We start from the raw sequence: 11,213 nt of genomic DNA, 5'->3' as shown, positions 1-11,213 counted from the left end.
TTATTAATCCGGGCTTCCTGCGCGCCATCTGCCCGCGGGGGGGCCGCACGCCTCTCGATGGGCTGAAAAAGATGTCGGATAATAAAGCATGACCCGCTTGACGGCTAGCGCCGTCGGAGACCCTTGCAATGCCAGATCAAGATGTACGCCTGCAACACCTGAAAACTTGGCTCGATGAGCAGCTCCCAGCGCTTTTCTCTGCGCAAGGTTGGGGCGTGATACCCCCGGCCACGTTGACTGCGGCCAGTAGTGATGCCAGTTTTCGACGTTATTTCCGTTGGGAGGGTGGTGAGCAAACTTTTATTGTCATGGACGCTCCACCTCCCCAGGAAAACTGCAAACCGTTCGTAGATATCGCTCATTTGTTAAGAAAGTCAGGGATTAATGTTCCTGAAATTTATGCGGAAGATCTTGCTCAGGGCTTTTTGCTGCTGAACGATCTGGGGCGAAAAACCTATCTCGACGTAATTGACGAACAGAACGCCGATGCATTGTTTGCCGATGCGATCGATGCGCTGCTGGCTTATCAGCAACTGCCAATGGATGCTCCGTTGCCAAGCTACGACGTCGCTTTGCTGCGTCGCGAGCTGGAGCTGTTCCCTGAGTGGTATGTGCGCAAGCACTTGGGTATAGAGATGGATCACCAGCAACTGGCCAAATGGCAGCGGGCCAGTGATGTGTTGATCGAGAGTGCGCTGGCACAGCCGAAGGTGTTGGTACACCGCGACTTCATGCCTCGCAATTTGATGCAAAGCGAACCTAATCCTGGGGTGCTGGACTTTCAGGATGCAGTGTACGGCCCGGTTACTTACGACGTGACGTGCTTGTTCAAGGACGCCTTCCTGAGTTGGCCTGAGCCGCGAGTGCATGGCTGGCTGAAAAACTATTGGGATAAGGCGCGTGATCTGGGTATCCCCGTGCAGGATGATTTCGACACATTTATGCGAGCCAGTGATCTCATGGGGGTGCAACGCCACTTGAAAGTCATCGGAATATTCGCCCGTATTTGCCACCGTGACGGCAAACCCCGTTACCTGGCCGATGTCCCACGCTTTTTCGCCTATATCAAGACGGTGTTGGCACGGCGTCCGGAGTTGGCTGAACTGGCCGATTTACTGAGCAGCTTGCAGCAACCGGCGGGCGGGTCGGTTTGAATCGCTTCCGGATATGAAGTTCATTACTAAAACAAGGTCATTGATTGTGTTGACGAGGCTGGCATGAAAGCGATGATTCTCGCAGCAGGAAAAGGCGAACGGATGCGCCCGTTGACCCTGCATACACCCAAGCCACTGGTTCGTGCAGGCGGCGTGCCGCTGATTGAGTACCATCTGCGTGCCTTGCATGACTCAGGGTTCCATGACGTGGTGATCAATCACGCCTGGCTCGGGCAACAGATCGAAGACTACCTGGGCGACGGTGAGCGTCTGGGGCTACGCATTGCGTATTCTCCCGAGGGTGAACCTCTAGAGACTGGCGGCGGTATTTTTCGTGCTTTGCCGCTGCTGGGTGATCAACCTTTTGTCGTCGTCAATGGTGATATCTGGACCAATTACGACTTCAGAGCGCTGCGCGTACCTTTAGCCGGTCTGGCTCATCTCGTGCTTGTCGACAACCCGGCGCATCACCCCGCAGGTGACTTTTCGTTGGTCGACGGGCAGGTTCGCGTCGACCACGATGCGGGCACCCGGCTCACCTACAGTGGTATCGCCATTCTGCATCCACGGTTATTCGCGGGCTGCCAGGACGGCGCTTTCAAGCTTGCGCCTTTATTGCGTGCGGCAATGAATCAGGGACAGGTAACAGGTGAGCATTTCGCGGGGCGCTGGGTTGATGTAGGTACCCATGAGCGCCTGGCGGCAGTTGAGCAATTGCTCGCGGCGGGTCGCTGAATGCTCTGGCCGACCACATTGCTGGGTGCCGGAGCTGGGTTTGCCATTGCCAGTATTCCCGGGGCCTTGTTGGGTGCGCTGTTGGGACAGGCATTGGATCGGCGTCTGGCGCTGCAAAGCTGGGCGCATCTGCGTGAGCGCATGGGTGGTCCCGTGGCGCTGCGTGAGGATGAGCTGTTGTTCGTATTGCTGGGGCGGCTTGCGAAAAAGGACGGGCGGGTTGTAGAGCAACATATCCAGCAGGCGCGAGCTGAAATGCAACGTATGGGCATGGGGGACTCTGCTCAGCGTCGGGCTATCGCAGCCTTCAATCGGGGCAAGGATGGGGGGGATAATCTTCGCGGTTACCTGCGTCGGCTCGCGCCCCAGCCCCATACGGCTGAGGGATTGTTGCGTGCTTGCTGGCGCATGGCATGGGCCAACGGTAGCCCTTCACGTGGCGAGCGAGAGCTAATCGTCTGGTGGGGCAAGTGGCTCGGCTGGTCTGCAACAAGAGTGGCGTCTTTAGCCGCTGAGCATGAGGTTCCCCGAAAGCCGCTGGCTAACAACAGTAGCGATTATCAGGCAGCGTTGAAGTTGCTGGGGGTGCAGACCGATACCGAACCGGCGCATGTGAAGCGAGCTTACCGCCGTCTGCTCAGTCGGCACCATCCGGACAAGGTGGCCGGTTCAGGCGCGAGCCAGTTGCAGGTGCGCGACGCAACGGACCGCACCCAGGATTTGCATAACGCCTACAAGGTGATCAAAGCGCGGCGCGGGTTTTGATTATTGCGTCGTGCTTCATCCCGTGGGAACAGGGCTTGCCCTGCTCCCACACAGTCTGTACTGGTGCAGTATTTCAACTCTCGATCACTGGGCTTCAACCCACCCGCGAACTCTGCGGAACATCTGTTCCTGTTCGGCGGCGAAGTTACCCGGAATTGCGGTCAGGGGAATCTGGCTGTAACCCGGTCCTTTTGTGCGCTTGCTGACTTGCAGGCGTTCAACCGCTGCTCGTTGGGTCGCGTCTTTATAGATAAAGTCAGAGGTTTTCACCTTGAGGCCCGGTATCAGTTCGGTGAGCAGCGGTTTTGCGTCTTGCGGTTCCCGCGCTGTGACCATGGCGAATTTTTGCACCAACGGTGCCGGGCGCTCGCTCAGGTACCGCGCGGCCCAATAGGCGCCGTTGCCGTGACCGAGCAGGACGATGCTGCGAGCCTTGTTCTGTTGTGCGAAGCTGATGCCGCTTTCGATTCGAGCAATAATGCGTTCAGCCTGGGCCTTGGCTTGCTCTTCGGTTGCGGCAGCGCGCGCGGTTTCTGCTGCGGCCTGCTTTTCTGCTGCTGCGGTTTTATCGGCGTCGGTGGGGGCGGCATCTTTAGGCTTTTCAGCGTTACCTGCTTCGGCTGGCCCCTCTGCTTCTCTGGCCTGGCTGTAATCAGCGAGTTGGTCGGGCATGGTCAGGCTCAGGCTGGCCCAACCGATATCTGGAAACTTGCGACGCAGGGGGCCTACTGTGTCTGGCGAATCGGCTGATTCGTCGGCTCCCGGAATAATGATGACCGCGCCTTTTGGGTCGTCAGTGTTTGCAGGTTTCCAGAGTGCGAGAAAGCTGTCTTCGCCAGCCTGCAATTGCTGCTGATCGGCAACCGGCAAGCGCCCCTCCAGGGCCAGCGCGTCTTCCTGGGTGCGGGGTAGCAATGGTGCGCGTTCGACAGCGGGTTCGGTTGCCGGGTCTTTTGCGGGGGCAGGATCAGCCGCCAGGACAGGTAACGCGCAGGGTAGTATCAGCGCCAGACAGAGCGTAGGAAGCGTTGCGCGAAATGTGTAGGACATTGGATATTCCAGGCCAGAAACTATCCCGGCAGCCTAATGGGTTGGTAAAGATTTGTCAGGCTCATGCTTGAGCGGCGCATCAGTTCAAGGGGCTACATCGAACACATGGGAACGGCCTTTATGATGGTTCTGCGGCGCACTGGAGTTATCGGCTGTCTGGCCTTGCTCTTGATGATTTTCAATACTACGGCCCGCGCTGACTCGGAACCTGCCGTGTCAACACCGCTGTCGACCGAGCAACGAGCGTGGCTTGCGCAGCGTGGCCCCTTGCGTGTCGGCCTGGTCATGCAAGCGCCTTATGCACAGCTGGATCGTCGTCAGCAGCAGCTTTCCGGTGCCAACGTTGACCTGATGAATTTACTCGCGAAAAGCCTGCAAACCGAATTGCTATGGCGCAACTTCCCTGATCAGGCCGCTCTCGAAGAGGCGCTGGCACAGGGTATGGTGGATATCGCCCCGGGCTTGACCCAGACCCCGGCAGGCCTGCGCCTCTGGCTGTTTTCCGACCCCTACATGCGGGTTTCGCAACTGGTGGTGGGCGAGCGCGATGGTTCTGGCGTCGTGGATCTCGAGAAACTCGACAGCCGCACGCGTGTGGTGATTCGCATGCCCAGCGTGACTGCCGACTACCTGCGCAGTACTTATCCACACATCAATTTGCAAGGCGTGCCACTGGATCGACAAGCGCTGCAATTGTTGCTGAGCCAGCAGGCGCGCTATGCCGTGCTGGATGAGGCGCAGCTCAGCCGGTTGTCCCGGGAGCCGGAGTTTGCCGGGCTGAGTATTGTCGGCGATATCGGTTATCCCCAACTGCTGCGTGTTGCCTCCCGACGGGATGTGCCGCAGTTGGCGGAAATTATCAGCGTTGCCCTGCACGCCATTCCCGCTAAAGAGCTTGACCAGTTACATGCGCGCTGGTTGCCGCTTAACGCGGTCAAAGCCAGCGAGTCACCGGGCTTCTGGCAGAACATCTGCCTTTTGCTTCTGGTATTGCTACTGGCCAGTTTCGCCATCGTGATCTGGCAGCGGCGCCAGCAGCAGTCGCTGGAGCGAGAGGTGTTAGTGGCTCGCGAAGACCTGGCCCGGCGCGAGGCGGGCGAAGAAGCCTTGAGGCTGGCCCAGTTTTCCATTGATCAAAGCACGGTAGGCATTCTCTGGGTCAACTGGGACAGTCGGGTGCGCTACGCCAACCATGCGGCAGAAGCCATGCTGGGCTATGCGTCGGGCGGTGTGGTGGACCGGCCGTTGATTGATTTCGAGCCCACCCTGCACATGGATCGCTGGTTAGGCTTGTGGAAAAGTGCTCGCTCCCGCGAGGGCATCGCCCAGACATTCGAAACCAATTGCGTGCGCTCCGACGGCAGCATTCTGCCGGCCGACGTTTCTCTGAGTTTTCTGCGTTTCGAGGCGTCCGAGTATCTGGTGGTGTTCCTCACCGACGTCACCGAACGTCGTCGTTACCATGAGCAATTGCGCGAGCTGTCCGCACACCTCGAAAGCGTGCGTGAGGAGGAGAAGGCGCGTATCGCCCGCGAGGTTCATGACGAGCTGGGACAAATGCTGACGGTGCTGAAATTGGAAACCTCCATGTGTGAACTGGCCTATGCCGATCTTGATCCAGGCTTGCGCGATCGGCTCAACAGCATGAAGCGTCTGATATCCCAGCTGTTCCAGTTGGTGCGCGATGTGGCCACCGCGCTTCGCCCGCCGATCCTCGATGCCGGTATCGCCTCCGCCATCGAATGGCAGGCGCAACGTTTTGAAGCGCGCACTCAGATACCGTGCCTGGTGGATGTGCCGGATAATCTGCCTGCGTTGAGCGATGCGCGGGCGATCGGCATGTTCCGCATACTTCAGGAGGCGTTGACCAATGTCATGCGTCATGCCCAGGCGCATACCGTTGAGGTGAGTCTTACGCTTGATGAGGGTGTGATGTGTCTGACCATTGCCGATGACGGCGTGGGCTTTGTTCAACCGCAGGGCAAGGTTGTTTCGTTTGGCCTGGTCGGTATGCGTGAACGGGTATTGATGCTCGGTGGCAGATTGGAACTGGACAGCGAGTCAGGTGAGGGCACAACCTTGCGGGCGTACATTCCGCTGTATCAAGTCGGGCAGGAGCAACAGAAGTGATTCGTGTACTGGTAGCCGAAGATCACACCATTGTGCGTGAGGGCATCAAGCAACTGATTGGCCTGGCCAAGGACTTGCTCGTGGTGGGTGAGGCCAGCAATGGCGAGCAGTTGCTGGAAACCCTGCGCCAGGTGGAGTGTGAGGTAGTGCTGCTGGACATTTCGATGCCGGGCGTCAATGGTCTGGAGGCGATTCCCCGTATCCGTGCGTTGAGCAATCCACCCGCGATCCTCGTTCTGTCGATGCATGATGAAGCGCAGATGGCAGCGAGGGCATTAAAGGTCGGTGCTGCCGGGTATGCCACCAAAGACAGCGACCCGGCGTTGTTGTTGACCGCGATTCGGAGAGTGGCGTCTGGCGGTCGGTACATTGACCCGGACCTGGCAGACCGGATGGTTTTCGAAGTGGGGCTGACCGATAACCGCCCGTTGCATTCACTGCTGTCGGAGCGCGAGTTCTCGGTATTCGAACGACTGGCGCAGGGGGCGAACGTTAACGATATCGCCCAGCAATTGAACCTGAGCAGCAAAACCATCAGCACGCATAAAGCGCGGCTGATGCAAAAGATGAATCTCCATTCTCTGGCTGATCTTGTGAAATATGCGATGGAGCATAAGTTGTTGTGATCTGAAAACGACATCTTTGTCGCCTGAAAAGTAGCCATCGCGAGCAAGCTCACTCCTACAGGAGGCCGCGATCCCTTGTAGGAGTGAGCTTGCTCGCGATAGCGTCATCCCAGACAACAAAAAACTTAAGCTGCACATACCTATCCCCGCCATCTCTGTAGGGCAATCCCTACCCCATTCTCTCCTACCCCCCGATTTGCGCGGCCTGCGGCCTAAACTAGGCTTGCTCTCACGCAGACAAAACAAAGGTGTGGGTAATGAGCAACGTCGAATCAAGCGCTGGGGCTAATGATGTTCTGGTCAGCTTCCGTGGTGTGCAGAAGAGCTACGACGGCGAAGCCCTTATCGTCAAAGACCTTAACCTGGATATTCGCAAAGGCGAGTTCCTGACCTTGCTAGGCCCGTCCGGCTCCGGCAAGACCACCAGCCTGATGATGCTGGCCGGTTTCGAAACACCAACGGCCGGTGAAATCCTGTTGGCGGGTCGCGCCATCAACAACGTGCCGCCGCACAAGCGCGATATCGGCATGGTGTTCCAGAACTACGCGCTGTTCCCGCACATGACCGTCGCTGAGAACCTGGCTTTCCCGCTGACTGTGCGTGGCATGAGCAAGACCGATGTCACTGAAAAGGTCAAACGTGCACTGGACATGGTTCAGCTCGGCACGTTCGCTCATCGCTATCCGGCCCAACTGTCCGGCGGTCAGCAGCAGCGCGTGGCATTGGCTCGCGCACTGGTCTTCGAACCGCAACTGGTGCTGATGGATGAACCGCTGGGCGCGCTGGACAAGCAACTGCGTGAGCACATGCAGATGGAAATCAAGCATTTGCACCAGCGCCTTGGCGTAACCGTGGTCTACGTGACTCACGACCAAGGCGAAGCGCTGACCATGTCCGACCGCGTGGCCGTTTTTCACCAAGGCGAAATCCAGCAGATCGCACCACCGCGCAATCTTTATGAAGAGCCGAAAAATACTTTCGTTGCCAACTTCATCGGCGAAAACAACCGCCTCAACGGCAAGCTTTTCAGCCACAACGGCGAGCGGTGCGTGGTTGAGCTGGAGCGTGGCGAAAAAGTCGAGGCGCTGGCTGTCAATGTCGGCCAGGTCGGCGACGCCGTGACATTGTCGATTCGCCCGGAGCGCATCAGTTTGAATGGCAACAGCGAGAGCTGCGTGAACCGTTTCTCCGGTCGCGTCGCAGAATTTGTGTATTTGGGCGACCACGTTCGTGTGCGCCTGGAGGTGGCAGGTAAAACCGACTTCTTCGTCAAGCAACCCATCGCCGAGCTGGATCCGGCGTTGAGTGTTGGCGATGTTGTGCCAATTGGATGGCAAATCGAGCACGTTCGCGCACTCGATCCCTTGCAGCACGTGCATTGATCTATCAATAAAAAGGCATCAGCCAGAGGCGAATTCATCGCCCACAACGCATATACCAACACTGCTCGTGGAGAAAACAACCAAATGCTCAAATCTTTGAAACTCACCGCAATTACGCTGGGCATGATGTGCGGCGCGCAAGCCATGGCCGCCACTGACCTGACCGTGATTTCGTTTGGTGGTGCCAACAAGGCAGCCCAGGAAAAAGCCTTCTACGCCCCGTGGGAAAAGGCGGGCAACGGCAAGATCATCGCTGGCGAGTACAACGGCGAGATGGCCAGAGTTAAAGCTATGGTCGACACCAAAAGCGTTAACTGGGATCTCGTAGAAGTTGAGTCTCCGGAACTGGCTCGCGGCTGCGATGAAGACATGTTCGAAGAGCTGGATCCTGCGCTGTTCGGCGACAAATCGAAATACGTGTCGGGCGCGATCACTCATTGCGGTGCAGGCTTCTTCGTCTGGTCCACCGTGCTGGCTTACAACGCCGACAAACTGGCTTCGGCGCCGACCGGCTGGGCCGATTTCTGGAACACCGAAAAATTCCCGGGCAAGCGTGGCCTGCGTAAAGGCGCCAAGTACACCCTGGAGTTCGCATTGATGGCTGATGGTGTTGCGCCAAAAGACGTCTACAAAGTCTTGGCCAGCAAAGACGGTCAGGACCGCGCCTTCAAGATGCTCGACAAACTCAAGCCGAGCATTCAGTGGTGGGAAGCGGGCGCACAGCCGCCGCAGTTCCTGCAATCGGGTGACGTGGTCATGAGCTCTGCCTACAACGGTCGCATCGCCGCGGTCGCCAAAGAAAGCAAACTCAAAGTGGTATGGACCGGCGGCGTGTATGACTTCGACGCATGGGCCATTCCAAAGGGTTCGAAAAATGCCGAAGCGGCGAAGAAGTTCATCGCTTACAGCCTTCAGCCTGAGCAGCAGAAGACCTTCTCGGAAAACATCGCTTACGGTCCGGCCAACACCGACGCCGTCAAACTGTTGAGCGCTGAAACCCTGCAGAACATGCCGACCACCGAAGAAAACATCAAGGATCAGGTGCAGATAGACGTGAAGTTCTGGAATGACAACGGTGAGCAACTGGAGCAGCGCTTTAACTCTTGGGCTGCCAAGTAAGCGCATCTGGTTGAGTTAGATCCGGGCGCGTTCCCTACAGTAGGGAATGCGCCCTTCGTTCAAAGATTTCGGAGTTCGCTATGGCCATCGCCGTGCCCCTGACTGAAGGCGCCAGCCCTACCTTGAAGCAACGTCTGGCTCGTGCCGAGCGGGTCAACCGCTGGAAGGCTCAGGCCTTGATCGCGCCGTTGGTGATCTTCCTGTTGCTGGTATTTCTGGTACCGATTGTGGCGCTTCTATACAAAAGCGTCGGCAACCCGGAAGTGGTTAATGCTTTGCCGACTACCGTGATCGAAGTCGCGAAATGGGACGGCAAGGGCTTGCCCTCGGAGCCGGTCTACAAGGCTCTGAGTATGGACCTGGCGGAAACCCGCAAAAACTCAACCCTTGGTGATCTGTCCAAGCGTCTGAACATGGAGCTGGCCGGTTATCGCAGCCTCCTGATGAGCACCGCCCGTGCGCTGCCGTTCAAAGAAGAACCAGCCTCTTATAAAGATGCACTCGAAGCACTGGATGAGCGGTGGGGAGATCCGGCCTATTGGCAGGTGATCCGTCGCAATACCAGCAACGTCACCCCCTATTATTTGCTGGCCGCAGTTGACCACCGGATCGATGATCTTGGTGAAGTCGCACCTGCGACCCCTGATCAAGCGATCTACCTGGATATTTTTGCGCGCACCTTCTGGATGGGGTTTGTAATCACCCTGATCTGTCTGGTCCTGGCTTATCCGCTCGCTTATCTGTTGGCCAATCTTCCTGCGCGACAAAGCAACCTGCTGATGATTCTCGTGTTGCTGCCGTTCTGGACGTCCATTCTGGTTCGGGTCGCCGCCTGGATTGTGTTGTTGCAATCCAGCGGGCTGATCAATGGCGCGTTAATGGCCATGGGCATCATCGATAAGCCGCTGGAGCTGGTATTCAATCGGGTGGGCGTTTACATCTCGATGGTGCACATCATGCTGCCGTTCATGATTCTGCCGATTTACAGCGTCATGAAAGGCATCTCGCCGACTTATATGCGAGCGGCGATTTCACTGGGCTGTAACCCGTTCGCCAGTTTCTGGCGGGTGTACTTTCCGCAGACTTATGCCGGGATCGGCGCGGGTTGTCTGTTGGTGTTCATTCTGGCGATTGGTTACTACATCACCCCGGCATTGCTGGGCAGCCCGAACGACCAGATGGTCAGCTACTTTGTCGCCTTCTACACCAATACCAGCATCAACTGGGGCATGGCCACGGCATTGGGCGGTTTGCTGCTGTTGGCGACCATCGTGCTTTATCTGATCTATAGCTGGCTGGTCGGCGCCAGCCGCCTGCGTTTGAGCTGAGGAGCATTGCCATGTTGAGTTCTTATTCCTCGCCGCTGGAACGTGTGTGGTATTACGCGCTGCGTATCCTGTGTGGCCTGATTCTGTTGTTTCTGGTTCTTCCGGTGTTGGTGATCATTCCGCTGTCGTTCAACTCTGGCAGTTTTCTGGTCTACCCGTTGCAAGGGTTCTCACTGCATTGGTATCAGGATTTCTTCAATTCCAATGAGTGGATGCGGGCGTTGAAAAACAGCTTGCTGATCGCACCCGCCGCGACGGTACTGGCGATGGTATTCGGCACCCTGGCAGCGATAGGTCTGACCCGTGGCAACTTCCCCGGCAAAGCGTTGGTGATGGCGCTGGTGATTTCGCCGATGGTGGTGCCGGTCGTCATTATTGGCGTGGCGAGCTATCTGTTCTTTGCTCCATTGGGCCTGGGAAACAGTTTTCTGTCGTTGATCCTGGTGCACGCGGTGCTCGGCGTGCCATTTGTGATCATTACTGTGTCGGCCACCTTGCAGGGGTTTAATTACAATCTGGTCAGGGCTGCTGCCAGTCTGGGTGCGTCACCCCTCACGGCATTTCGTCGCGTGACGTTGCCGTTGATCGCTCCAGGTGTGATTTCGGGCGCGCTGTTCGCTTTCGCCACTTCTTTCGATGAAGTGGTCGTGACGCTGTTCCTTGCCGGGCCAGAGCAGGCAACTCTGCCAAGGCAGATGTTCAGTGGCATCCGGGAAAACCTCAGCCCGACCATCGCCGCTGCCGCGACCCTGCTGATTGGCTTCTCGGTGGTATTGCTACTGGTGCTGGAGTGGCTGCGTGGCCGCAGCGAGAAGCTGCGTACTGCGGTGGAATAAACACACTCCCCCTCTGTAGGAGTGAGCTTGCTCGCGATAGTGTCAGCACCGGCGACAATACATCGACTGACAGACCGAATCGCGAGCA

Annotated in this window: 10 protein-coding genes; 9 read left to right on the top strand and 1 reads right to left on the bottom strand. The window is 57.5% G+C overall.

Annotated features, from left to right (window positions below; translation table 11 throughout):
• The first annotated feature begins 128 nt into the window (after positions 1-128).
• The 3 genes from AUC61_RS02800 to AUC61_RS02790 all read left to right on the top strand — a co-directional run bounded on the left by AUC61_RS02800 (position 129) and on the right by AUC61_RS02790 (position 2,654).
• Positions 129-1,154: an aminoglycoside phosphotransferase family protein gene (locus tag AUC61_RS02800; RefSeq protein ID WP_243244369.1), complete on the top strand. Its 1,026-nt coding sequence runs from the start codon at positions 129-131 to the stop codon at positions 1,152-1,154.
• A 63-nt stretch (positions 1,155-1,217) separates the two neighbouring features.
• Positions 1,218-1,889 carry an N-acetylmuramate alpha-1-phosphate uridylyltransferase MurU gene (gene murU / locus AUC61_RS02795; RefSeq protein WP_243244368.1) on the top strand — a complete coding sequence of 224 codons (672 nt, stop codon included), beginning with the start codon at positions 1,218-1,220 and terminating at the stop codon, positions 1,887-1,889.
• Positions 1,890-2,654: a DnaJ domain-containing protein gene (locus AUC61_RS02790; protein ID WP_243244367.1), complete on the top strand. Its 765-nt coding sequence runs from the start codon at positions 1,890-1,892 to the stop codon at positions 2,652-2,654.
• A gap of 84 nt (positions 2,655-2,738) precedes the next feature.
• Here the strand turns inward: AUC61_RS02790 and AUC61_RS02785 are convergent, their stop codons facing one another.
• Entirely contained in the window at positions 2,739-3,704 is a 966-nt protein-coding gene (locus tag AUC61_RS02785) for an alpha/beta hydrolase family protein (RefSeq protein ID WP_243244366.1), read from the bottom strand.
• Between the two features lie 120 nt (positions 3,705-3,824).
• Here AUC61_RS02785 and AUC61_RS02780 point away from each other — a divergent pair, with 120 nt between their 5' ends.
• From AUC61_RS02780 to AUC61_RS02755, 6 genes are all read left to right on the top strand, one after another.
• Complete coding sequence (locus tag AUC61_RS02780) at positions 3,825-5,834, top strand: PAS domain-containing sensor histidine kinase (protein ID WP_243244365.1); 2,010 nt, start codon at positions 3,825-3,827, stop codon at positions 5,832-5,834.
• The gene (locus AUC61_RS02775; RefSeq protein WP_243244364.1) at positions 5,831-6,460 is read left to right on the top strand and encodes a response regulator; all 630 of its coding nucleotides are present in this window, start codon (positions 5,831-5,833) and stop codon (positions 6,458-6,460) included. Before AUC61_RS02780 ends, AUC61_RS02775 begins: the two co-directional genes overlap by 4 nt.
• Positions 6,461-6,717: 257 nt before the next feature.
• Positions 6,718-7,842: an ABC transporter ATP-binding protein gene (locus AUC61_RS02770; protein ID WP_122666900.1), complete on the top strand. Its 1,125-nt coding sequence runs from the start codon at positions 6,718-6,720 to the stop codon at positions 7,840-7,842.
• Positions 7,843-7,926: 84 nt separating this feature from the next.
• A complete protein-coding gene (locus tag AUC61_RS02765) occupies positions 7,927-8,961 on the top strand; it encodes an ABC transporter substrate-binding protein (protein WP_243244363.1) in 1,035 nt (344 codons plus the stop codon).
• Positions 8,962-9,041: 80 nt separating this feature from the next.
• Complete coding sequence (locus AUC61_RS02760) at positions 9,042-10,289, top strand: ABC transporter permease (protein WP_243244362.1); 1,248 nt, start codon at positions 9,042-9,044, stop codon at positions 10,287-10,289.
• Between the two features lie 11 nt (positions 10,290-10,300).
• Complete coding sequence (locus AUC61_RS02755; protein WP_122666897.1) at positions 10,301-11,125, top strand: ABC transporter permease; 825 nt, start codon at positions 10,301-10,303, stop codon at positions 11,123-11,125.
• Positions 11,126-11,213 lie beyond the last annotated feature (88 nt).

The organism is Pseudomonas maioricensis, from assembly GCF_022790535.1.
Lineage (GTDB): Bacteria > Pseudomonadota > Gammaproteobacteria > Pseudomonadales > Pseudomonadaceae > Aquipseudomonas > Aquipseudomonas maioricensis.
The sequence above is the reverse complement of the archived record's forward strand: the minus strand, read 5'-3'. Positions and strand labels throughout refer to the sequence as shown.

What these genes read in the sequence shown, in the direction of transcription:
- AUC61_RS02765 (WP_243244363.1), top strand. Translation starts at nt 7,927, where the DNA reads ATGCTCAAATCTTTGAAACTCACCGCAATTACGCTGGGCATGATGTGC.
- AUC61_RS02790 (WP_243244367.1), top strand. Translation starts at nt 1,890, where the DNA reads ATGCTCTGGCCGACCACATTGCTGGGTGCCGGAGCTGGGTTTGCCATT.
- AUC61_RS02800 (WP_243244369.1), top strand. Translation starts at nt 129, where the DNA reads ATGCCAGATCAAGATGTACGCCTGCAACACCTGAAAACTTGGCTCGAT.
- AUC61_RS02785 (WP_243244366.1), bottom strand. Translation starts at nt 3,704, where the DNA reads ATGTCCTACACATTTCGCGCAACGCTTCCTACGCTCTGTCTGGCGCTG.
- AUC61_RS02780 (WP_243244365.1), top strand. Translation starts at nt 3,825, where the DNA reads ATGATGGTTCTGCGGCGCACTGGAGTTATCGGCTGTCTGGCCTTGCTC.
- AUC61_RS02755 (WP_122666897.1), top strand. Translation starts at nt 10,301, where the DNA reads ATGTTGAGTTCTTATTCCTCGCCGCTGGAACGTGTGTGGTATTACGCG.
- AUC61_RS02770 (WP_122666900.1), top strand. Translation starts at nt 6,718, where the DNA reads ATGAGCAACGTCGAATCAAGCGCTGGGGCTAATGATGTTCTGGTCAGC.
- AUC61_RS02760 (WP_243244362.1), top strand. Translation starts at nt 9,042, where the DNA reads ATGGCCATCGCCGTGCCCCTGACTGAAGGCGCCAGCCCTACCTTGAAG.
- murU (WP_243244368.1), top strand. Translation starts at nt 1,218, where the DNA reads ATGAAAGCGATGATTCTCGCAGCAGGAAAAGGCGAACGGATGCGCCCG.